The sequence below is a fragment of the Streptomyces sp. NBC_01190 genome, from assembly GCF_045039895.1.
In the GTDB taxonomy this organism is placed as follows: Bacteria; Actinomycetota; Actinomycetes; order Streptomycetales; family Streptomycetaceae; genus Actinacidiphila.
In genome coordinates this window covers 6,069,050-6,091,518 of the sequence record NZ_CP108580.1, presented here as the reverse complement: position 1 = coordinate 6,091,518, position 22,469 = coordinate 6,069,050, and the positions used below count along the sequence as shown (strand labels likewise).

19 protein-coding genes, 1 tRNA gene and 1 pseudogene are annotated in these 22,469 nt (G+C 71.0%); 9 read left to right on the top strand and 12 right to left on the bottom strand.

Going from position 1 to position 22,469, the window contains the following annotated elements:
- From OG519_RS25660 to OG519_RS25640, 5 genes and pseudogenes are all read right to left on the bottom strand, one after another.
- Nucleotides 1-72 (bottom strand) — tRNA-Gln (locus OG519_RS25660).
- 84 nt (nucleotides 73-156) lie between these two features.
- A complete protein-coding gene (locus tag OG519_RS25655) occupies nucleotides 157-876 on the bottom strand; it encodes an HAD family hydrolase (protein WP_405588391.1) in 720 nt (239 codons plus the stop codon).
- 59 nt (nucleotides 877-935) lie between these two features.
- Nucleotides 936-2,405, bottom strand: a pseudogene (gene gltX / locus OG519_RS25650) (glutamate--tRNA ligase); the annotation flags it as partial.
- A 94-nt stretch (nucleotides 2,406-2,499) separates the two neighbouring features.
- Nucleotides 2,500-3,288 carry a fumarylacetoacetate hydrolase family protein gene (locus tag OG519_RS25645; RefSeq protein WP_405588388.1) on the bottom strand — a complete coding sequence of 263 codons (789 nt, stop codon included), beginning with the start codon at nucleotides 3,286-3,288 and terminating at the stop codon, nucleotides 2,500-2,502.
- A gap of 48 nt (nucleotides 3,289-3,336) precedes the next feature.
- Entirely contained in the window at nucleotides 3,337-3,582 is a 246-nt protein-coding gene (locus tag OG519_RS25640; protein WP_405588385.1) for a hypothetical protein, read from the bottom strand.
- A gap of 577 nt (nucleotides 3,583-4,159) precedes the next feature.
- Between OG519_RS25640 and OG519_RS25635 the strand changes: the two genes are divergently transcribed.
- The 8 genes from OG519_RS25635 to OG519_RS25600 all read left to right on the top strand — a co-directional run bounded on the left by OG519_RS25635 (nucleotide 4,160) and on the right by OG519_RS25600 (nucleotide 15,412).
- Nucleotides 4,160-8,461, top strand: a complete 4,302-nt coding sequence (locus OG519_RS25635; protein ID WP_405588383.1) for a nitrate- and nitrite sensing domain-containing protein — start codon at nucleotides 4,160-4,162, stop codon at nucleotides 8,459-8,461.
- Nucleotides 8,462-8,470: 9 nt separating this feature from the next.
- The gene (locus OG519_RS25630) at nucleotides 8,471-8,884 is read left to right on the top strand and encodes a roadblock/LC7 domain-containing protein (protein ID WP_093737125.1); all 414 of its coding nucleotides are present in this window, start codon (nucleotides 8,471-8,473) and stop codon (nucleotides 8,882-8,884) included.
- A 193-nt stretch (nucleotides 8,885-9,077) separates the two neighbouring features.
- The gene (locus OG519_RS25625; protein WP_093737126.1) at nucleotides 9,078-9,485 is read left to right on the top strand and encodes a DUF742 domain-containing protein; all 408 of its coding nucleotides are present in this window, start codon (nucleotides 9,078-9,080) and stop codon (nucleotides 9,483-9,485) included.
- Nucleotides 9,466-10,068: a GTP-binding protein gene (locus tag OG519_RS25620; RefSeq protein WP_405588380.1), complete on the top strand. Its 603-nt coding sequence runs from the start codon at nucleotides 9,466-9,468 to the stop codon at nucleotides 10,066-10,068. The genes OG519_RS25625 and OG519_RS25620 overlap by 20 nt, the downstream gene beginning before the upstream one ends.
- Nucleotides 10,069-10,391: 323 nt before the next feature.
- Complete coding sequence (locus OG519_RS25615; protein WP_405588377.1) at nucleotides 10,392-13,706, top strand: nitrate- and nitrite sensing domain-containing protein; 3,315 nt, start codon at nucleotides 10,392-10,394, stop codon at nucleotides 13,704-13,706.
- Between the two features lie 9 nt (nucleotides 13,707-13,715).
- Nucleotides 13,716-14,129 carry a roadblock/LC7 domain-containing protein gene (locus tag OG519_RS25610; protein ID WP_033173109.1) on the top strand — a complete coding sequence of 138 codons (414 nt, stop codon included), beginning with the start codon at nucleotides 13,716-13,718 and terminating at the stop codon, nucleotides 14,127-14,129.
- Between the two features lie 91 nt (nucleotides 14,130-14,220).
- The gene (locus OG519_RS25605; protein WP_405588374.1) at nucleotides 14,221-14,853 is read left to right on the top strand and encodes a DUF742 domain-containing protein; all 633 of its coding nucleotides are present in this window, start codon (nucleotides 14,221-14,223) and stop codon (nucleotides 14,851-14,853) included.
- The gene (locus tag OG519_RS25600; protein WP_405588371.1) at nucleotides 14,834-15,412 is read left to right on the top strand and encodes a GTP-binding protein; all 579 of its coding nucleotides are present in this window, start codon (nucleotides 14,834-14,836) and stop codon (nucleotides 15,410-15,412) included. Before OG519_RS25605 ends, OG519_RS25600 begins: the two co-directional genes overlap by 20 nt.
- Nucleotides 15,413-15,737: 325 nt before the next feature.
- On the opposite strand, the gene OG519_RS25595 is transcribed toward OG519_RS25600, so the two are convergent.
- The 7 genes from OG519_RS25595 to OG519_RS25565 form a co-directional block, all read right to left on the bottom strand.
- Nucleotides 15,738-15,941, bottom strand: a complete 204-nt coding sequence (locus OG519_RS25595; protein ID WP_405588369.1) for an acyl-CoA carboxylase subunit epsilon — start codon at nucleotides 15,939-15,941, stop codon at nucleotides 15,738-15,740.
- Nucleotides 15,942-16,014: 73 nt separating this feature from the next.
- Nucleotides 16,015-17,598, bottom strand: coding sequence for an acyl-CoA carboxylase subunit beta (locus tag OG519_RS25590; protein ID WP_405588366.1), 1,584 nt, complete (start codon nucleotides 17,596-17,598; stop codon nucleotides 16,015-16,017).
- A gap of 201 nt (nucleotides 17,599-17,799) precedes the next feature.
- Entirely contained in the window at nucleotides 17,800-18,696 is an 897-nt protein-coding gene (locus OG519_RS25585; RefSeq protein WP_405588363.1) for an HpcH/HpaI aldolase/citrate lyase family protein, read from the bottom strand.
- Nucleotides 18,693-19,772, bottom strand: a complete 1,080-nt coding sequence (locus tag OG519_RS25580; RefSeq protein WP_405588360.1) for an HpcH/HpaI aldolase/citrate lyase family protein — start codon at nucleotides 19,770-19,772, stop codon at nucleotides 18,693-18,695. The genes OG519_RS25585 and OG519_RS25580 overlap by 4 nt, the downstream gene beginning before the upstream one ends.
- Before the next feature lie 98 nt (nucleotides 19,773-19,870).
- Nucleotides 19,871-20,350 carry a GNAT family N-acetyltransferase gene (locus OG519_RS25575; RefSeq protein WP_405588357.1) on the bottom strand — a complete coding sequence of 160 codons (480 nt, stop codon included), beginning with the start codon at nucleotides 20,348-20,350 and terminating at the stop codon, nucleotides 19,871-19,873.
- 96 nt (nucleotides 20,351-20,446) lie between these two features.
- On the bottom strand, nucleotides 20,447-20,980 hold the full coding sequence (locus OG519_RS25570) for a hypothetical protein (RefSeq protein ID WP_405588354.1): 534 nt from the start codon (nucleotides 20,978-20,980) through the stop codon (nucleotides 20,447-20,449).
- 257 nt (nucleotides 20,981-21,237) lie between these two features.
- Entirely contained in the window at nucleotides 21,238-21,801 is a 564-nt protein-coding gene (locus tag OG519_RS25565) for an NADPH-dependent FMN reductase (RefSeq protein ID WP_405588351.1), read from the bottom strand.
- A 110-nt stretch (nucleotides 21,802-21,911) separates the two neighbouring features.
- On the opposite strand from OG519_RS25565, the gene OG519_RS25560 reads away from it, so the two are divergent.
- Nucleotides 21,912-22,433 (top strand): MarR family winged helix-turn-helix transcriptional regulator, encoded by a 522-nt coding sequence (locus OG519_RS25560; RefSeq protein ID WP_405588348.1) that lies wholly within the window; start codon nucleotides 21,912-21,914, stop codon nucleotides 22,431-22,433.
- The last annotated feature ends 36 nt before the right edge of the window (nucleotides 22,434-22,469 follow it).

Sequence of the window (22,469 nt, the reverse complement as noted above, 5' to 3'; positions counted from 1 at the left end):
CTGGGGTACCAGGACTCGAACCTAGAACAACTGAACCAGAATCAGCCGTGTTGCCAATTACACCATACCCCACCAAAACGCAACCCCATCGGGTCTTGTTCGGCTTGCGTCTCCCGGCCGGGCTTCTCGGCCCTCTCCGGCGGCGCAGGAAGAACATTACCCGATGTGGGACACCGCTCCAAAACGGGTATCGCCACGGAGGACCCCGCGCAGTTCTGCGAGCCCGGTGATCGTTGTCAGCTCCGGACGGCCGCCGAGCCCCTGCCGGTCGAGCCAGATTCCCAGCAGTCCGGCCTCCACCGCTCCGCGCGCGTCGATGTCCGGCTCGTTGCCGACGTAGGCGACTTCCCGGGGTTCGAGCGCGAGCGCCTCGCAGGCCGCGAGGAAGGCGCCGGGGGCCGGCTTGGCCAGGCCCAGGTCCGCGGCGCAGACCAGCACCTCGAACCGGTCGCGTACGCCGAGCGCGCGCAGTTTCCGCTCCTGGACGACCGCGACGGAATTGCTGAGCACCGCGTGCCGGTACACCCCGGCCAGCTCGTCGAGGACCGGCACCGTGTCCGGGAAGAGGGACCAGGCGGCCTCGTAGTGCACCAGGTGCCGGCCGTAGTAGGCGTCGGCCTCCGCGTCGCTCAGCGGGAGCCCGGTGAATTCCCTGATCCGGTCGCGGCGCTGGCTCTCGAAGTCGCACTCCCCCGCGGCGAACCGCAGCCAGTGCGTCCGGGCCAGCGCCGCCCAGCCGAGCAGGGCCCGCTCGACGTCCGGGTAGCCGCCGGGCAGGCCCTCCTGCGCGAGATGCCGCCGCATGCCGTCGCGGTCGGCGCCGGCGTAGTCGAAAATGGTGTCGTCGATGTCCCACAGGACCGCGCGGATCGCCATGACGGCAATGTAGCCGCGCGGCCTCGGCGATGGACCCGCCGCCGCGTGGAACGGCGTGCTCAGGCCGCCAGTTTGGCCAGCGCCCTGTCGATCCTGGCCAGGGTGCGCTCCCGGCCGAGGATCTGGAGGGACTCGAAGAGCGGCAGCCCGATCGTGCGGCCGGTGACGGCCACCCGGACCGGCGCCTGGGCCTTGCCGAGTTTCAGGCCGTGCGCCTCGCCCGCCGCGAGCACCGCCTCCTTGAGCGGTTCGGGGGCCGACCAGTCGGCCGCGGCCAGCTTCTCCCTGGCGGTGCTCAGCAGCCCGGCCGCGCCCTCCTTCATCGCCTTCTGCCAGGACGCCTCGTCGTCCACCGGCTCGTCGAGGAAGAGGAAGTCGACGTTGTCGGTGATGTCCGACAGCACGGTGAGCCGGGTCTGCGCGTAGGGGGCGATGGCCCGCCAGGCCGCCTCGTCGAAGGCTTCCGGGGCCCAGGGGGCGTGCGGTGCGGTGAGCCAGGGGCCGCAGGCCTCGATGAAGGCCTTGGGGTCGAGCCGGCGGATGTGGTCGGCGTTGATCGCCTCGGCCTTCTTGAGGTCGAAGCGCGCCGGATTGGCGTTCACATCCTCGATCGCGAACCGGGCGACCATCTCGTCCATGGTGAAGACGTCCTGGTCGGCGGCGTAGGACCAGCCGAGCAGCGAGAGGTAGTTGAGCAGTCCCTCGGGGAGGAAGCCGCGCTCCCGGTAGAGGTTGAGGGACGCCTCGGGGTCGCGCTTGGAGAGCTTCTTGTTGCCCTCGCCCATGACATAGGGGAGGTGGCCGAACTCCGGGACCTTCGTGGCCACGCCCAGCTCGATCAGCGCCTGGTAGAGCGCGATCTGCCGGGGGGTGGAGGAGAGCAGGTCCTCGCCGCGCAGCACGTGGGTGATCGCCATCAGCGCGTCGTCCACCGGGTTGACCAGGGTGTAGAGCGGGGCGCCGTTGGCCCGGACGATGCCGTAGTCCGGCACGTTCTCCGGGGTGAAGGTCAGCTCGCCGCGGACCAGGTCGGTGAAGGTGATCGGCTGGTCGGGCATCCGGAACCGGACGATCGCCGGGCGGCCCTCGGCGAGGTAGCGAGCGGTCTGCTCGGCGGTCAGGTTCCGGCAGTGGCCGTCGTAACCGGACGGCCGGCCCGCGGCGCGGGCGGCCTGGCGGCGTACCTCCAACTCCTCCGGCGTGCAATAGCAGTCGTAGGCGTGCCCGGCCTCCTTCAGCCCGCGGGCCACATCGGCGTAGATGTCCATCCGCTGCGACTGCCGGTACGGCGCGTGCGGGCCGCCGATCTCCGGGCCCTCGTCCCAGTCGAGGCCCAGCCAGCGCATCGAGTCCAGGAGCTGCCGGTAGGAGTCCTCGGAGTCGCGGGCCGCGTCGGTGTCCTCGATACGGAAGACCAGCGTGCCGTGCTGATGGCGGGCGAAGGCCCAGTTGAACAGGGCGGTGCGGACCAGTCCCACATGGGGGTTGCCGGTCGGCGAGGGGCAGAAGCGGACGCGGACGGCCGCGTCGCCCGGGGCGGAAGCCGCGGCGGGGCCCGTGGAGGGGCCTGCGGAAGGAACGGGGGAAGCGGGGGAAGCCGGGGAAGCGGAGGAAGAGGGAGCGCTAGCCACGCGAGATCACCTTGTTGGTGAGAGTGCCGATGCCTTCGATGGAGACGGCGACCTCGTCGCCGGGGTGCAGCGGGCCGACGCCCGAGGGAGTGCCGGTGAGCAGGACGTCACCGGGGAGCAGCGTCATCGCCTCGGTGATGTTGACGATCAGGTCCTCGATGGAGTTGATCATCTCGGCGGTGCGGCCGGCCTGCCGGAGTTCGCCGTTGACGGTGGCGGTGATGGCCAGGTCGGCGGGGTCGAGATCGGTCTCGATCCAGGGCCCGAGCGGGCAAGAGGAGTCGAAGCCCTTGGCCCTGGCCCACTGCTTCTCGGTCTGCTGGGTGTCCCTGGCGGTGACGTCGTTGGCGCAGGTGTAGCCCAGGATGACGTCCTTGACCCGTTCCCGCGGCACCTCGCGGCACAACCGGCTGATCACCACGGCCAGTTCGGCCTCGTGGTGGACCTCGTTGGAGAAGGACGGGTAGACGATCGAGTCGCCGGGGCCGATCACCGAGGTCGAGGGCTTGAAGAAGGCCCAGGGGGTGGTCGGCACCTCGTTGCCCAGTTCCCTGGCGTGGGCCGCGTAGTTGCGGCCGATCGCGACCACCTTGTTGGGCAGGACCGGCGACAGCAGCCGCACCTTGTCGATCGGGACCTTCGTACCGGACAGCTCGAAGTCCGCGAACGGGACGCCCTTGATGATGTCGATGACGAGGCCGTCCAGGCCGGGGCCTGTCGGGTCGCCTTCGACCGCGCCGAAGGCGACGTTGCCGTCGATGGAGAACCTGGCGATGCGCATGCCGCCAGCCTAGTCAGCCCGGCAGGTGGCGGGCGCCCGCCACGGGCGTCAGGGGGCGGCGGGCGACGTGGGCAGTTCGGTGAGTACGGTACGGCGGGGGTTCGCGGTGCGCTGCGGGAGCTGTCGGGCCGGGGCCGCCGCCTTCGCGTCGGTCTTCGGGTCGGCCGTCACGGGGTTCGCCTCGTCGGCGGCCGCGTCGGCCCGCGGAGCCGTCAGTTCGCTCGCGTCGGTGAGGTGCGCGAGGGTGGTGCGCCGCGGGTTGGCGATCTGACGGAACATCAAGGTGGTCTTCATCAGTCGGGGACCTCGCGTTCGGGGCGTCCACAGGGGGCGCACAGCGGTTGACACTCTGTCGTTTTTGTAAAGCATCAGGCTAGTGGCGCCCATTCCCCGAACGCCGGGGAGCCAAGAGCCGGGGCGTTGTGATTTTGCTCACCAAGTGCGTCGCAGACCACTCCTTCCGGACAATTCTCCGACCTCTACAAAACGGACCCTGAACCCTTATCGCCACACAACACCCAAGGGGGCCGACGGCGGCGGGACGAGTGCCGGTGACAAACAGTTGCCCGCGAGACCCGGTTTGCCCGCTTTCGGTGATCGAATGCTCGACGCTGCGTGCCCACGTCCTCGCGTCGAGTGACGCATTCCAACCCGTCCGCTGCGGGCCTTGTTGGGAGATCCGGCACTGTGCTGGAATTCCCCGGACCGCCGCATCACATCGAGCCGGCGCGCAGGGGGCGCGTACGAGTACCGAGCGGTGGTGATGGGCACATCTGCCTCCTCGTCACCCGGGGATGCCTGAGCCCCCATGACTCGACACCGTCCTGCCGCTTCACTGCGGGGGACGCCTGGTCCAGAGGTTGCGACGCTAGTGCAGGGACGTTTCAAGAGGGACAGCGGCGCCGCGGGCGAGCCGGAGCAGCAGCCCGGCGGGACCGGCAACGGTTCGGCCCAAGGGGCGGGCGACTCCGGAGCCGCCACGCCGGGCACCACCGCGGCCACCGGACGATCGAGCACGCCCAGCGGCATCGAGGCGGGCAAGATCACCGGCCTCGACGGCAAGACGGGCCCGCGAATAGCGATGCGCAACTGGCGCATCAGCACCAGACTTGTCTCCCTGCTCGCCCTCCCGGTGGTCACCGCCTCCGCGCTCGGTGGTCTGCGCATCAACAGCTCGCTGGACAACATCCACCAGCTCGAGCAGATGAAGACGCTGACCGACATCACCGAGAACGCCACCGACCTGGCCGCCGCGCTCCAGGAGGAGCGGGACAGCTCGGCCGGCCCGCTGGCCTCCCACCGGACCAACGACGACGCGGTCGCCGCCTCGCGCGCCGCGACCGACCGCCAGGTCAACCTCTTCGAGAAGTCCACCGACGAGAACATCAGCGCGGACGACCCGGTCTTCAACGGTGTCCGCACCACGCTGCTCTCCATCGACAGCCAGCTGCACACCCTCACCGACATCCGGGGCCGCGCGTACACCGGGGACGTCGGCATCTCGCAGACCGTCACCCAGTACGACAGCCTCATCCAGTCGCTGCTGGCGCTCTCGCAGGACATGGCGCAGGCGACCAGCAACCACGAGATGATCCAGGCCACCCGCGCGCTGGCCGCCTTCTCGTCGGCCAAGGAGTACGAGTCGATGCAGCGCGCGGTGATCAGTGCCGCGTTCGCCACCGGGAAGCTGCTCCCGGACGACTACCAGACGGTCAACTCCGCCTACACGCAGGAAGCCACCGCGCTCACCCGGTTCACCAGCGTGTACGGACCGCTGGCCGCCCAGGAGTTGCTGGCGCCGACCCGCGACAACGACACGATCCAGGCGCACGACGCCGAACTCGAGCGCATCGCCAAGTCCCCGAACGGCTTCACCAAGTTCGACAGCTCCTACCGCGACTGGGACGACGCCGCCAAGACCAAGATCCAGGCGATGCGGCAGATCGAGAGCTCGCTCCTGATCGACATGCAGCAGAAGTCCCTCAAGCTGCAGAGCGAGGCCAAGCAGGAAGCGCTGATCTCCGGCGCGATCATCCTGCTGGTCCTCGGCGTCGCCGTGGTCGGCGCCTTCATCGTCGCCCGCTCCATGATCCGTTCGCTGCGCCGGCTCCAGCAGACGGCGCAGGAAGTCGCCCAGAAGCGGCTGCCCGAGCTGGTCCGCCAGCTCTCCGAGACCGACCCGCAGGACGTGGACACCTCGGTCGAGTCGATCGGCATCAACAGCCGTGACGAGATCGGCCAGGTGGCCCGCGCGTTCGACGAGGTCCACAGCGAGGCGGTACGACTCGCCGCCGAGCAGGCGCTGCTGCGAGGCAACGTCAACGCGATGTTCACCAACCTCTCGCGCCGCAGCCAGGGCCTCATCCAGCGGCAGCTCTCGCTCATCTCCGAACTGGAGTCGCGCGAGGCCGACCCGGACCAGCTCTCCTCGCTCTTCAAGCTCGACCACCTCGCCACCCGTATGCGCCGCAACGGTGAGAACCTGCTGGTGCTCGCCGGTGAGGAGCCGGGCCGCCGGTGGACCCGCCCGGTCCCGCTGGTCGACGTGCTCCGCGCCGCCGCGTCCGAGGTGGAGCAGTACGAGCGGATCGAGCTGACCGCGGTCCCGTCGGCCGAGGTCACCGGCCGTATCGTCAACGACCTCGTGCACCTCCTCGCCGAGCTGCTGGAGAACGCCACCTCGTTCTCCTCGCCGCAGACGAAGGTGCGGGTCACCGGTCACTCGCTGCCCGACGGCCGGGTGCTGATCGAGATCCACGACACCGGTATCGGCCTGTCCCCCGAGGACCTGGCGGACATCAACGAACGACTGGCCAACCCGCCCACGGTGGACGTCTCCGTCTCCCGCCGGATGGGTCTGTTCGTGGTCGGCCGGCTGTCCCTGCGGCACGGCATCAGGATCCAGCTCAGGCCGTCCGACTCCGGCGGTACGACCGCGCTGGTCATGCTGCCGGTGGACGTCACCCAGGGCGGCGCCAACGCCAAGAACACCATGGGCGGGGCCGGGCGTCCGGCGGCCGCTCCGCCGGCCCAGGGCGCGGGCGGTTCCGGTATCGCCGGCGCCTTCGGCAACACCCCGCGGGTCGGCAACGCCCCGCAGCGCGGCCAGGTCGGCGGCGGGCAGCAGCGCCCGGCCATCGGTGCGGGCGCCGGCGGCGGGCGGCCCGGGGCCGGCGGCCCCGGTGGCGCGCCGCAGCAGCCCGGTGCCCCGCGCTGGGCGGCGCAGGACGGCCCGCAGGGCTTCCCCGACGACCGGGGTGTGGAGACCGCGCGCGGCCACGAGGACGTGGAGGGGCCGGGCTTCGACGCCTTCGACACCCCCGCGGCCGCCGGGACCGGACCGCGGGCCGACTTCCAGCAGGGCCCCGGGGATCCGTTCGGCGGCCAGCGGGGCGGGCAGCCCAACCAGCACCAGCAGGGCCAGCAGCCGGGTCAGGGCCGGCCGGTGGGCGGGTTCCCGCCGCCGCAGCCGCAGAACACCGGGCCCGACGGCTTCCGTTCCGACGTCTTCGGCGGCCGTCCAGGACCCGCGCCGCGGCACAGCGGCGGCCCGGGTCCCGACGAGACCGCGCAGTTCCCGGTCGTCCGTGAGGACGACTTCGCACCCACCGGACAGGGTCCCGGCGGCCAGCACGTGCCGGGCGGACCGGCTGGTCCCGCGGGTCCCGGCGGTCCCGGCGGCTATGCCAACAACGGGAACCCCGGCGCCTACCAGGGCCAGCAGCAGCCGGGCCAGCCGGGTCAGCAAGGACAGCCGGGTCAGCCGGGTCGCGGCAACCGCAACAGCCAGACCGGGCAGTTCCCGCTGCCCGGGCAGGGCGGCGGTCTTCCGCACCGCGGCCAGGGCCAGCAGGCGCCGGTCGGCCAGGGTGGTCAAGGCGGCCAGGGCTACAACCCCCGCGGCCCGCAGGACCCGTACAACCCCAACCAGACCGGCCAGTTCCCGGTGCAGGGCGGCCGAGGCCAGAGCGGCCCGGGCGGCCCCGTTGAAACTGGACAGTTCCCGCTGCCTCCGCAGCCGGGCGGCCCGGGCGGCCCGGGTGACACCACCCAGTTCCCGGCCGTACGCGACAACGACTTCGCACCCACCGGACAGCACGGCCAGCCCGGCCCGAACGACCGGAACAGCCAGACCGGCCAGTTCCCGGTCCAGCACGGTCAGCAGCCGCCTCAGCAGCCCCTCCAGCAGCCCGTCCAACAGCAGGGCCAGCACACGCCGCCCGGCTACGGCGGCGGGGCCCCCGGCCAGTACGCCCCGCAGGGCGGCCCGGGCGGGCTGCCGCACCGCGACACGCGCGGCCAGCAGGGCAGCCCCGGCTGGGCCCCCGGCGCGCAGGACCCGTACGACCCGGCCGGCTACGGCGGCGGCAACCAGGGCCTGCCCAACCTCGGCGGCCAGGGCGTTGGTTCCACCGGGCAGTACCCGACGGCGCCGAACCAGCCGGCGCAGCAGCCCGGCGACGGTTCGGGCTATCCGGGGCAGCAGCCCGGCGACCGGCGACCGGCGCCGAACCGCGCGGACCAGCACCTGCCGGTGCCCGGCGAGCCGATGGCGCTGCCGCCCGCGCCGACCCGCGGCGACGAGCCGACGCCGATCTTCTCCGCCATCGAGTCCGACTGGTTCCGTACCGGTCAGGCCGAGCGGATGCAGCAGATCCACGTGGAGCAGAGCGCCCGGGGTCAGCAGCAGGTGCCGGCGCCGCGGCCGGTGGGCCGCACCGCGCCCCCCGCTCCGCCCCAGCGGCCGCGGACCGAGCAGCGCCCGGCGCCGGGTTCCCCCCAGCGCCAGGGTGTCGGTCCGCAGCAGACCGCCCAGGTGTCCCCGCCGGCTCCGACGGGCCCGGCCGCGCCGGTCGCCCAGCCGCTGCCGCGCGAGACGCCGAACTGGCGGAGCTCTCCCAACGACGCCCTGCGCCAGCGGGCCGAGCAGGTCCGTGAGCCGTCGGCCGGCGGGGTCACCCCGTCCGGTCTGCCGCGCCGGGTCCCGCGGGCCAATCTGGTCGCGGGCGGTGCGGCGCCGCAACAGGCGCCGCAGGGCGGTCCGCAGGTTTCGCGGGCCCCCGATGATGTGCGCGGACGTCTGACCAACCTCCGCAGGGGTATCCAGCAAGGCCGCCAGGCCGGCGGTCACACCGACGGCCGTGGTTTCGGTACGAACTCCCAGGAGCGCTAGTTGAGTGCGATGAGCCAGGCGGCACAGAATCTGAACTGGTTGATCACCAACTTCGTGGACAACACCCCCGGGGTGTCCCACACGGTGGTGGTCTCCGCCGACGGCCTGCTGCTCGCGATGTCCGACGGATTCCCCCGGGACCGGGCCGATCAGCTCGCGGCCGTCGCCTCCGGACTGACCTCGCTCACCGCGGGCGCGTCCCGGATCTTCGAGGGTGGCAGCGTCAACCAGACCGTGGTGGAGATGGAGCGCGGCTTCCTCTTCCTGATGTCCGTCTCCGACGGCTCCTCGCTGGCCGTGCTGGCGCACCCCGAGTGCGACATCGGCCTGGTGGGCTACGAGATGGCGCTGCTCGTCGACCGGGCGGGCGCGGTTCTCACCCCGGACCTCCGTGCTGAGCTTCAGGGCAGCCTCATGCACTGACCGTCCGGGTCGTCACCGCGGCCGCTTGTTCCCATCCGACGTATCAGCCCGACGTACCCATCGGCGTACTCAAAGACGGATTCGAAAGCATCAGAAGAATCAGAAGAATCAAGCACTTAGCAGAAGACGCGACAACCGCACGTTCCCGTCATTCCGCACCAGCCGTAGCACTGCCCGGACACGGAGGACCCTCATGACCCCGCCACCCGCCTCGCCGGGCCCGTACGGCGCGTCCCACCACGCGCCGTACGGGGTGGAAGGCGACCAGCCGCTGGTGCGGCCGTACGCCATGACAGGTGGCCGGACCAGGCCGCGCTACCAGTTGGCCATCGAGGCGCTGGTCAGTACGACCGCGGATCCGTCGCAGTACTCGGGTCTGCTGCCGGAGCACCAGCGGATCTGCCACCTGACGCGTGAGATCAAATCGGTCGCGGAGATCTCCGCGCTGCTCGCCATCCCGCTCGGCGTGGCCAGGATCCTCGTGGCCGACCTCGCCGAGGCCGGAATGGTCGCCATCCACCAGCCGGGCAGCGGCGAAGCGGGCGGCCAGCCAGATGTGACATTGCTTGAGAGGGTGCTCAGTGGACTTCGGAAGCTCTAGGCCAGCGCAGCCGGCGTACGGTGCGCCGCCGGCGAGGTCCACGACCTCCGCGAAGATCGTGGTGGCGGGTGGCTTCGGCGTGGGCAAGACCACGTTCGTCGGTGCGGTGTCGGAGATCAATCCGCTGCGCACCGAAGCCGTGATGACGTCGGCCTCGGCCGGGATCGACGATCTGAGCCACGTCCAGGACAAGACCACGACCACCGTGGCCATGGACTTCGGCCGGATCACGCTCGACGACGACCTGATCCTGTACCTGTTCGGTACGCCGGGCCAGGACCGCTTCTGGTTCATGTGGGACGACCTGGTGCGCGGCGCCATCGGCGCGGTGGTGCTGGTGGACACCCGCAGGCTGGCGGACTGCTTCCCCGCGGTGGACTACTTCGAGAACAGCGGTCTGCCGTTCGTGATCGCGCTCAACGGCTTCGACGGCCACCAGCCGTACCGGCCGGAGGAGGTCCGCGAGGCGCTCCAGATCGGGCCCGAGGCGCCGATCATCACCACCGACGCCCGCCACCGCGGCGAGGCGAAGAGCGCGCTCATCACGCTTGTCGAGCACGCGCTGCTGGCCCGCCTCAAGTAGATGTGGCCGCTGGCGTGGTGCCAGTTCTTCCAGTCACGGGGACCCGTTGTGTCATTGGACACGGCGGGTCCTTGTGTTCATAACATTTCGACAGAGTTTCCTGGGCCGGTGACCACCCCGCGCGCTCAGCCGGTACCGCAGCGCGTACGCCTGTCATAGGGTTTGACAGCACTTCGGGTTTATGCCCGTTTTACTTCGGCGGGCAGGACATCGATCCCCCCAATCCAGACGTTTGGCCACCGCGACCATGACGTGCTGGAATTCGCAGAACCCGAGCGTACGAACGGCCGTCGTCGAGCCGTCGCCGAGAGGTTGTTGGTCCAGTGAGGAACACGAGGCGAGCCGAGGCGGGTGCCCAGCAGGGCCCCCGGGGCAACTTCACGCCGCCCCAGCGCCCGGTCGGGAGTACATCGGCGGATCCGGCCGCGGTGGAGCCGCCCGCGCCGCCCGACTCCGGCAGCCGCTTCAGTATGCGCAACTGGCGGGTGGCGACCCGGCTGAACGCGATCCTCCTGATCCCGGTGCTGGTCGCCCTGGTCTTCGGCGGCTTCCGCGTCAACAGCTCGGTGAACACCTGGCGGCAGGCCGACGACGCGGTGAAGGTCGCCGACATGATCAAGGCGGCCTCCAACTACAGCAACGCGCTGGAACTGGAACGGGACAACACCGTGGTCCCGCTGCTGGCCGGCAAGCGCGCGGCACCCGAGGTGAGCGCCGCCTACGCGGCCACCGACGCCGCCGCCCGCGCGTTCGACGAGGCCTCGGCGCACATACCGCTCACCCCTGAACTCTCCCGCCGGCTCGCCAACTTCCGCACCGTGGAACCGCAGCTGGCCGGCCTCCGCAAGGTCGCGTACACCCGGCAGTTGCCCGGGGTGCAGACCGAGGAGTTCTACGTCAAGATCCAGCACCCCTTGATGGAGCTGGACAACGAGCTGGGTTTCGGCACCAGTAACGCCGCCGCCTTCGGCCGTACGCTCTACGCCGTCTCGCTGGCCAAGTCGGCCCAGTCGCTGACCCGGGCCATCGGCGTCCACATCCTCACCCAGCCGGCCGTCCCACCCGCCGAACTGGCGCTGATGAAGACCTCGCTCGGGTCGTACCAGTACCTGGAGGGCATCGCCCTCATGGAGTTCCAGGGCGGCGGTACCCCGCAGGACGCGGCGAGGCTGGCGGCGGCGCAGAAGGCCGCGGCCCTCAAGGGCCAGACCGCGATCACCGCGGCCCAGCGCAAGGCGGAGGAAGCCCATACCGCGTTCGTGGTGCCGCCCGACCTGACCACGATGATCACCGACATCGCCACCCCGGGCCGTACCACCGCGCAGCTGGGCGGTCTCGGCATCAACGCCCAGTCCTTCGGCGCTGCGGCCGGCCTCTCCTTCGACGCCTACCGCTCGGTCGAGACGGTGCTGACCGCCCAGGCGTCGGCCGACGCCTCCTCGGTCGCCTCCCACGCCCGGCGGGACGCGCTCCTCAACTCCGCGATCGTGGTGATCGCGCTGATCATCGCGTTCATCGTGGCCGGTCTGATGGCCCGCGCGATGAGCCGCAGCATGCGGCGGCTGCGCGGCGCGGCCTTCGAGATCGCCGAGACCCGGCTGCCAGGACTGGTCGACCAGTTGTCCAGGACCGATCCCGGCCGGGTGGACACCCGGGTGGCGCCGATCCCGATCAACAGCAAGGACGAGATCGGCGAGGTCGCCCGGGCCTTCGACCAGGTGCACCGCGAGGCGGTCCGGCTGGCGGCGGAGCAGGCGCTGCTGCGCGGCAACGTCAACGCGATCTTCACCAACCTCTCCCAGCGCAACCAGGGCCTCATCCAGCGCCAGCTCACCCTGATCACCGAGCTGGAGAACAACGAGGCCGATCCGGACCAGCTCGAGAACCTCTTCAAGATGGACCATCTGGCCACCCGTATGCGGCGCAACGGCGAGAACCTGCTGGTGCTCGCCGGCGAGGAGGCGGGCCGGCAGTGGAACCAGCCGGTGCCGCTGGTGGACGTCCTGCGGGCGGCGGCCTCCGAGGTGGAGGCGTACGCGCGGATCGAGCTGGTCGGCATCCCGGAGACCGACATCCACGGCAGCGCGGTCACCGACCTGGTGCACCTGCTGGCCGAACTGCTGGAGAACGCCACCGCCTTCTCCTCGCCGCAGACGAAGGTGCGGGTCACCGCGACCCGGCTGCCGGACGGCCGGGTGATGGTGGAGATCCACGACCGCGGCATCGGCCTGACCGCCGAGGACTTCGCGGACATCAACCACAAGCTGGCCGAGCCTCCGACGGTGGACGTCGAGGTCGCCAAGCGGATGGGCCTGTTCGTGGTCGGCCGGCTCGCCGACCGGCACGGCATCCGGGTGCAGTTGCGGCCGTCCGGTGAGCAGGCGGGCACCACCTCGCTGGTGATGCTGCCGGAGCCGATCACCCACGGCGGTGGCGGCGAGGAGTTCCCCGCCGACGACGACATCACCAACTCCAACGGCAACGCCAGCGGCTTCGACGTCTCGCACGTCTCGCGGATCGTGCCGGAGCACGAGGTACCGGAGCCGGTGCTGCTCCGCCCCGAGGCGACGGTGGCCGGTCAGCGCACCGCGGCGGAACTCGGCTTCGACGACTCCCGCTACGAACGCCAGGGCGCGTTGGAGCCGCTCGGCCGCTCGCTGCTGCGCGAGGGCCGGCGGGCCCAGTTGGAGGCGTCGGCGGCCGACCGGCAGGAGCCGGAGCCGCGGGATCCGGGCGGCCAGCAGGTCCCGGCCGACGCGGGGGCGTCCTACGAGGGGTATGAGCCGGCCCCGGACGGCTACGGGGCCGGCCAGGGCTACGAGCAGAGCTACGACCCGGCCTACCAGCAGCAGGCCTACCAGCAGGGGTTCGGGTCCGGAGACCAGCCGCAGAACGGTTTCTTCGGAGCGGCCGGCCAGTCCTACCAGGGCGCTTACGACGGCTCCTACCAGCAGCCTTACCAGCCGGCGGCCGGATCCGCCGCCGAGCAGCCGTATCCCGGTCAGGAGGGCGCCGGCTTCACCGGCGGCCTCACGGACCAGCCGTACGACCCGGCCTATGCCTCCGGCGCCGCCGACGGCTATCCTCCGGCCTATCCGAACCCCGGTGACCCGGCGGAGTTCTCTGGTTACGACCCTGCTCACAGTGGCTGGACCGAGGTGGGACCCGAGGTGGCGGATTCCGCTCCACCGCTCCCGCAAGCGGCGCCGGAGAGCGTAGTCTCACCTTCGCTGACGGACTCCGGCCTGCCGCGCCGCGACCGCCAGCAGCCGGAAGAGGATCAGGAGCAGCCCGCTCAGGAGGCTCCCGAGCCGCAGGAACCACCGCAGCCGGACCGGTCCGACTGGCGGTCCACGAACGATGAGCACTGGCAGCGGGCCGAGCAGGTCCGTGAGCCGAAGGCAGGCGGAGTCACCCCCTCCGGCCTGCCACGGCGTGTACCCAAGGCCAACCTGGTCCCGGGTGCCGCGACGCAGACCCCGCAGGGTGGCCCACAGGTCTCCCGCGCACCCGAGGACGTCCGCGGCAGGTTGAGTAACCTGCGGCGTGGCGTCCAGCAAGGGCGCACTGCTGGAACTGACACGAACGGACAGGCCACCGACAGCCGATTCGGCGGCCCCCAGAACCAGGAGCGCTAGTTGAGTGCGATGAGCCAGGCGGCACAGAATCTGAACTGGTTGATCACCAACTTCGTGGACAACACCCCCGGGGTGTCCCACACCGTGGTGGTCTCCGCCGACGGCCTGCTGCTCGCGATGTCCGACGGATTCCCCCGTGACCGCGCCGATCAGCTCGCGGCCGTCGCCTCCGGACTGACCTCGCTCACCGCGGGCGCGTCCCGGATCTTCGAGGGCGGCAGCGTCAACCAGACCGTGGTGGAGATGGAGCGCGGCTTCCTCTTCATCATGTCCGTCTCCGACGGCTCCTCGCTGGCGGTACTCGCGCACCCCGAGTGCGACATCGGTCTCGTCGGCTACGAGATGGCACTGCTCGTCGACCGGGCGGGCACCGTACTCACCCCGGATCTGCGGGCCGAACTTCAGGGCAGCCTGCTCAACTAACGCAACACGGCGAGCGGCCGGTCCGGTCCCCGTCCACGCCACTGGACGGGGGACGGACACCGGCCGTCAGGCCGCATCAGGAGGAGGACTCGTGAGCACGTCCCCCGGCGGAGATCCGTACGGCGGTCAGCAACGGCCGCCTCTGAACCCGTATCAGTTCCCCTCGGCGCCCACCCCGGACCCGCACCCGGACCCGCACCCGGAGCCCCAGCCGGACCCTTATCCGGGCCGGCGGCCTCCTGGCGAGGCGTCACCCGAGCCGCAGTACCGCCAGCCCCGGATCCAGCCGTTCGCGCCGCCCCAGGCGCCCCCGCCCCGGGCCTCGCAGGGCCCGCAGGGCGGCGGTTCGGCCGACGCCCCGCCAAGGGGCCGGCGGCCCGCTCCCTCGGGTCTGGTGCGCCCCTACGCCATGACCGGCGGCCGGACCAGGCCGCGCTACCAGTTGGCCATCGAGGCCCTGGTGAGCACCACGGCGGACCCCGAGCGACTGCGCGGGCAGTTGCCCGAACACCAGCGGATCTGCCTGCTGTGCCGGGAGGTCAAGTCGATCGCGGAGATCTCCGCGCTGCTCACCATCCCGCTCGGCGTGGTGCGGATCCTCGTGGCCGACCTGGCCGAGGCCGGCCTGGTCGCGATCCACCAGCCCGGTGGCGATGCGGCGGCCGGCGGCCAGCCTGACGTGACGTTGCTTGAAAGGGTGCTCAGTGGACTTCGGAAGCTCTAGCGGTCCAGCCCGCGCCACCACCTCCGCGAAGATCGTGGTGGCGGGCGGATTCGGCGTGGGCAAAACCACGTTCGTCGGCGCCGTCTCGGAGATCAATCCGCTGCGCACCGAAGCCGTGATGACCTCCGCGTCGGCCGGGATCGACGATCTCACGCACGCGCCGGACAAGACCACCACCACGGTGGCCATGGACTTCGGCCGGATCACGCTGGACGAGGACCTGATCCTGTACCTGTTCGGCACCCCGGGCCAGGACCGCTTCTGGTTCATGTGGGACGACCTGGTGCGCGGCGCCATCGGCGCGATCGTGCTGGTCGACACCCGGCGGCTCGCCGACTGCTTCCCCGCGGTGGACTACTTCGAGAACAGCGGCCTGCCGTTCGTGATCGCCCTCAACGGCTTCGACGGCGCCCAGCCCTACGGACCCGAGGAGGTCCGCGAGGCGCTCCAGATCGGCCCGGAGGCGCCGATCATCACCACCGACGCCCGCCACCGCGGCGAGGCGAAGAGCACGCTCATCACACTGGTGGAACACGCGCTGATGGCCCGGCTGCGCTAGGCCGTGTCTGACAAATCCCGCCTGCCCCGCGGCGTCTGGCACGCACGCTCGCTGCGTTGTCGGGGTCGTCCGAGTAGGCCCACTACGAGGACGACCCTCCGCCTTGCGAGCGCACGCACCAGACGCCGCGGGCCCCGCCCTGCGGGCGGACGACGCTATTTGTCAGACACGGCCTAGGCGGCCGGTCGGTCGGGGGCTTCTGCCGTCGGTCGACGCGGCCCTGAGCACGGCTCTGGCCCCCCACCGCGGACGCGGTGAGGGGCCAGAGCCGTGCTGCGAGCGGTAACCGGTGTACCGGTGTTACTAGGGCCACGAGCCGCCCGGCTCAGCCCTGCCAGGAGTGGGGCGCCCGGAAGCCGGGGGTGCGGTCCAGGCGGCGCCAGCCGGCCACCGTGCTGTCCGCGCCGGACTCCGTGACCGGCTCGCCCGCGGCGGCGCGGGCCAGCAGGATCGCGGTCAGCGCGGCGACCTCTTCCGGCTCGGCGTCACCCTTCTCGACACGCACCAACGAATCGGCGGAAGTAGTCACGGTGGTCTCCTGACGGGCGGTCACTGAACGTGCAGTGAGGATGTGCTGTGCGAGAAGCGGGGGCGGCCAGGGATCACTGCGGGGGGTTGCCGTGCTTGCGCGACGGCAGGTCCGCGTGCTTGTTGCGGAGCATCGCCAGCGAGCTGATCAGCACCTCACGGGTCTCCACCGGGTCGATGACATCGTCGATCAGCCCGCGTTCGGCCGCGTAGTACGGGTGCATCAGCTCGGCCTTGTACTCCTTGACCATGCGCGCGCGCATGGCGTCGGGGTCGTCGGCCTCGGCGATCTGCTTGCGGAAGATGACGTTGGCGGCGCCTTCGGCACCCATCACCGCGATCTCGTTGGTCGGCCAGGCGAAGGTGAGGTCCGCGCCGATCGACTGGCTGTCCATGACGATGTACGCGCCGCCGTAGGCCTTGCGCAGGATCAGCGAGATCCGCGGCACGGTGGCGTTGCAGTACGCGTAGAGCAGCTTGGCGCCGTGCCGGATGATCCCGCCGTGCTCCTGGGCGACACCGGGCAGGAAGCCGGGGACGTCGAGCAGCGTCACGATCGGGATGTTGAAGGCGTCGCACATCTGCACGAACCGGGCGGCCTTCTCGGACGCCTCGATGTCGAGCACCCCGGCCATCGAGGCCGGCTGGTTGGCGACGATGCCCACCACGTGGCCGTCGAGCCGGGTGAGCGCGCAGATGATGTTGGTGGCCCACCGCTCGTGGATCTCCAGGTAGTCGCCGTCGTCGACGATCTCCTCGATCACCTTGTGCATGTCGTAGGACCGGTTGCCGTCGGCGGGCACCAGGTCGAGCAGCACCTCGCCGCGCCGCCCGGCCGGGTCGTTGGACTCCACGGCCGGCGGGTTCTGCCGGTTGTTCTGCGGCAGCAGCGACAGCAGGTAGCGCACTTCCTCCAGGCAGGTCTGCTCGTCGTCGTAGGCGAAGTGCGAGACGCCGGAGACGGTGGAGTGGACATCGGCGCCGCCGAGGCCGTTCTGGCTGATCTGCTCGCCGGTGACGGCCTGCACGACGTCGGGTCCGGTGATGAACATCTGCGATGTCTCGCGGACCATGAAGACGAAGTCGGTGAGGGCCGGCGAGTAGGCGGCGCCGCCCGCGCACGGGCCGAGCATCACGCTGATCTGCGGGATGACGCCCGAGGCGCGGGTGTTGCGCTGGAAGATGCCGCCGTAACCGGCCAGCGCCGAGACGCCTTCCTGGATACGGGCGCCGGCGCCGTCGTTGAGCGACACCAGGGGCGCGCCCGACGAGATGGCCATGTCCATGATCTTGTGGATCTTGGCGGCGTGGGCCTCGCCGAGGGCGCCGCCGAAGATCCGGAAGTCATGGGCGTAGAGGAAGACGGTCCGGCCGTGGACGGTGCCCCAGCCGGTGATCACGCCATCCGTGTAGGGACGCTTGCCTTCCAGGCCGAAGCCGGTGGCGCGGTGGCGCCGCAGCGGCTCCACCTCGTGGAAGGAGTCCTCGTCCAGCAGCAGATCGATCCGCTCGCGCGCGGTCAGCTTGCCCTTGGCTTTCTGGGCCGCGGTCGCCTTCTCGCTCGGCCCGCGCCGGACCTCCTCGCGGATCGCGCGGAGTTCCGCCACGCGCCCGCGAGCGTCGTTCGCCGCGGCAGGAACCTCTTGCGATGTGGTCATGTACCGACAGTACGAGCGTGGTGCCGTTTTTCGAGCCATCGACTCCGTACAGTGTCTGCCGACTCTTCATGGTGGTTCCCGACAGATTCCCGGCGAAGCCGCTGCGCGGCGGGGTTCCGCCGAGGCCCGGGAGAGCGGCGTCCTTTGTCGTGGATCGCCCCATTGAGTACGCCGAAGTGCGGCCGATCGGGCGAATCCGGCTCAGCGGCCGGCCACCGCCTCGACGAGCGCCAGCACCCGGCGGGCCTCCGCCACATGAAGGTTCTCGATCATCCTGCCATCGACGGTCACCACTCCGCGCCCCTGTGACGTCGCTTCTTCGAACGCGTCGATGATCCGGCGGGCCCGGTCCACCTCCGCGTCGGCGGGCGTGAAGACGCGGTTGCAGGGTTCGAGCTGCCCGGGGTGGATCAGCGTCTTGCCGTCGAAGCCGAGTTGGCGGGCTTGGCGGGTCTCCGCTTCGAACCCGGGCAGATCCCTGATGTCGTTGTAGACACCGTCCAAGACCGCGGTGCCGGTGACGCGGGCCGCGAGCACCACCAGCGACAGCGCGGTGAGCAAGGGGGCCCTGCCCGGCACGTGCTCGGCGCGCAGCTCCTTCGCGAGGTCGTTGGTGCCCAGCACGAGGACGGTGAGCCGCTCGGTGGCGGCGGCGATCGCCCGCGCCTCGAAGACCGCCTCGGGGGTTTCGATCATCGCCCACACCGCGGTGTGCTCCGGCGCCCCGGCCGCTTCCAGTGCGGCCACGGTCCGCCGTACGGTGTCGGCCGAGTCGACCTTCGGCACGACCAGGGCGTCGGGACCTGCCTCGGCCGCGGCCCGGATGTCGTCGGCGTGCCAGGGCGTGCCGGGCGCGTTGACCCGGATGGCCACCTCCCGGTGGCCGTACGAGCCGCTCGCCCCGGCCGCCGCGACCCGCCGGCGGGCTTCGGGCTTGGCGTCGGGCGCCACCGAGTCCTCCAGGTCGAGGATCAGGGCGTCGGCGGGCAGGGTGGATGCCTTGGCCAGGGCCCGTTCGTTGGCGCCCGGCAGGTAGAGGACCGAGCGGCGGGGGCGCGGGGCGGGGTCGGTCGGGGGGCGGCTGTCGGGGGTGGTCATCGGGCGGCCTCCTTGGATGCCGCGGCGTAGGCCGCGGCGAGTTCGGGGTCGCGGGCCGCCAGAGCGTCCGCGAGTCCGGCTACCACCAGGCACTGTTTGTACGTGGCGTCGTCCTGCATCTTGCCGTCGATCAGCACCGCGCCACCGCCCTCCCCCACGGCGTCGATCACCCGGCGGGCCCAGGCGACGTCGTGCGGGTCGGGCGAGAACACCCGCTTGGCGACGGCGATCTGGGCCGGGTGCAGCGACCAGGCGCCGACACAGCCGAGCAGGAAGGCGTTGCGGAACTGGTCCTCGCAGGCGGTCACGTCCTGGATGTCCCCGAACGGGCCGTAGTAGGGCAGGATGCCGTGCGCGGCGCAGGCGTCGACCATCCGGGCGATCGTGTAGTGCCACAGGTCCTGCTGGAAAGTGGCCCGGGGACCGTCACCGGGGCCCGGGTCCGCGCGGACCAGATAGCCGGGGTGGCCGCCGCCGACCCGGGTGGTCTTCATCCGGCGGCTGGCGGCGAGGTCGGCGGGGCCGAGGGAGATGCCCTGCATCCGGGGGCTGGCGCCGGCGATCTCCTCGACGTTCGCCACCCCCGAGGCGGTCTCCAGGATGGCGTGGACCAGGATCGGGCGCCGCAGCGGCAGCCCGTCGCGTATCGCCCTGGCCTCCAACTGGGCCAGCAGCCGGTCGACGTAGTGGATGTCCTGGGCGCCCTCGACCTTGGGCACCATGACGACGTCCAGCTTGTCGCCGATCTCGGTGACGAGGGTGAGCAGGTCGTCAAGCGCCCAGGGCGAGTCCAGGCTGTTGACCCGGGTCCAGAGCTGGGTGGCGCCGAAGTCGGTGCCGCGGGCGATCCGTATCAGACCGGTCCGCGCCGCCTCCTTGCGGTCGGCGGGGACGGCGTCCTCCAGGTTGCCGAGCAGCACGTCGACCTGGGGGACGAGGGCCGGGACCTTGGCGGCCAGCTTCTCGTTGCCCGGGTCGAAGAAGTGGATCATCCGTGAGGGCCGGAACGGCACCTCGTGCGGCGGGGCCGGCGCCCCCACCGCCAGCGGGCGGAAGAAGTCCTTCGCCGAGCGCATACGCGTCTCCCGGTGGTCGGTCGAGGGCGGACGTGGGTGTGGCGCGTACGGCGGAGGTGCCGTACGCGCCACACCCTACGACCGGCCGGGACGGGAGGTTACCCGCCAGTACATGTGCTGTTGGTCACCGGTTCCCGGCGCATCGCCAGATCGGGTTCCCCTTCCATGTTCCCCGAGCCGTCGCCGGCCGCGGTCACCGTGAAGCCGTGGTGGGCGTAGAAGGCGCGCGCGTCGGTGTTCTTCTGGAAGACGAAGAGCGAGAGGCCGCCGGGGTTCGCCGCCAGCGCGGCGCGCAGCAGCGCCGTGCCGATGCCCCGCCGCCGCACGCCGGCCAGCAGATAGAGCGCGTCGAGCACACCGTCGTGGACCGCCGCGTACCCGACGACCTCCCCGGACGCCTCGGCCACCCACACCGCTGACCGCGGCAGCACCACATCCCCGACCCACGCCTCCACTTGGGCGTCGGTCCGCTTGCGCGGCGGCAGGTAGGGCATGGTGGCCTCGCGCGAGGCGATGTGCACGTGGGCGATGGCGGCGGCGTCGGCGGGCACGGCTCGGCGTACGGCTGGTCGGGTCACCGGGACACCCTACGGGGGGCTCCGGCGGCTGTCAGGGCCGTTTTCGGGGCCCGGCGGAGAGTCCGCCGGCAGCCCGCCGGAGCGTGCCAGGGGTCGTCAGCAGCCGCCGCAGGTGTAGAAGAGGGCGTCCCAGTGGGTGCCCTCGTCGGCGTAGATGTTGCCCGAGGCGGCCTGCCACTGCGGGTAGCCGTCGCCGCGCAGGCCGATGTAGGTGAAGGCGTTGTGGATGTAGTTGGTCAGGCAGGTGTTCTTGCCGAAGTCCAGCTTGTAGCCGTTGTAGTGGGAGTACGTGCCGCTGGCGTGGCCCACTTCGGTGCCGCCGGTGATGTTCAGGGCGCAGCCGCTCGCGTTCTTGAGGGTGACCGCGCCCTGGGCGGTCGTCAGGTTGAGCTGGTCGAAGGAGGTACAGGTGGAGTTGGCGCGGTTGGTACAGCCGCCGGACGACGACCAGGTGATGCCGGCCGAGCTGAACATGCTGGCCGCCTGGGCCTGGGTCAGCTTGGTGACCGCGTAGGCGCTGTGCGCGCTTGCCAGGCCGACGCCCGGGGCGAAGAGCACGGTGAGGAGCAGGACGAAGGCGCTGATCGTGGCGCGGCCCCGGTGGCCGGCCTGGAGAGGCGAGATCCTCATGACTGTTTCCTCCTGCGGTTGTTGGGGTGCAGGTGGCGCAGGAGGCAAGTCTGCTCGGGGGCGTCACGCGTCCGCTAGAGGAGCGGCGGTGAACTTCCCCCAGGGATACCCGGGATACCCGGGATACGCCACGGGCCCGGCGGAGCCTCCTGGGGAGACTCGGCCGGGCCCGTGGGGAGCTGTGGGAACTATTGGAACTGTTGGAACTGTTGGAACCGTATGAACGCGGTGGTAAGCCGTTCAGCTCGTGGAAGAGGTCAGCTCGTGGCGCGCAGCGGGGCCAGCGCGTTGCTCCACGCGACGGTCTGGTCGAGCGTCAGGGTGAGGGCCTCAAGGTGGTGGTCGCCGGGCTTGAAGACGGAGAAGTTCTCGAAGTCGGTGTAGAGGGAAAGGGCCACCTGGGCGCGGACGTCGGCCAACTGGAGCTCGCCGGCGATCAGGCGCAGGTGCTCGACCGCGCGGGCACCGCCGAGGGCGCCGTAGCTGACGAAGCCGACCGCCTTGTTGTTCCACTCGGCGTACAGGAAGTCGATGGCGTTCTTGAGCGCACCCGAGGTGGAGTGGTTGTACTCGGGAGTGACCATGATGTAGCCGTCGAAGGACGCGATCTTGCTCGCCCAGGCCAGGGTGTGCGGCTGGCTGTACTGACCCAGTGACGGCGGGTACGCCTCGTCGAGGTGCGGAAGCTTGAAGTCCAGCAGGTCGACGAGCTCGAACTCCGCGTCGGTCCGCTGCGAGGCGACCTCGGTCACCCAGCGGGCGACGGCCTCTCCGTTCCGCCCGGGGCGGGTGCTGCCGAGGATGATCCCGATCTTGGTCATGAACAGTCCTGACTTTCGGTGCGACGATCCGCCGGCCTGTCCGACGGATTTGGTTGCGCTCTCAAGCATCCATAGTAGCGCTTGCTTCGTCAAGCAATTACGATGGTCATATGTTCCCCGTCGATCCGCTGTCCGAGCGTTCCGCCGACGGCCCGCCGGGGCCGGGACCCGTGACACCGCCCCGCGCCGGGCAGCCGCTTCAGCCGCTGAGCGCCGGCGAGGAGGCGCTGGTCCGCGCGCTGGGCAGGGTGCTCGTCGCGCTGCCCAGGTCGATGGACGACGACATGCTGCGTGAGCAGGGCCGCCCGCTGTCGGAGTACACGGCCCTGATGCTCCTGTCCGAGGCGCCGGGCCGGTCGATGCGGATGAGCGAGCTGGCCGCCGCCTCGCTGCTCTCGCTGAGCGGAATGACCCGGGTCATCTCCCGGCTGGAGAGCGACGGCCTGGTCCAGCGGGTCAGATGCGACTCGGACGCCCGGGGGCTCAACGCCGTCCTGACCGACGCCGGCCTCGCCAAGCTGGCGCAGATGTGGCCGACCCACCTGGCCAGCGCGAGGCGGCACATCCTCGACCGCCTCGGCGGCGTCGACCTCGCCGAGCTCACCCTCGCCCTGGAGCGCCTGGCCACCTGACGCCGCGCCCGGATGTGGCGGCGGCGCCGGTCCCGC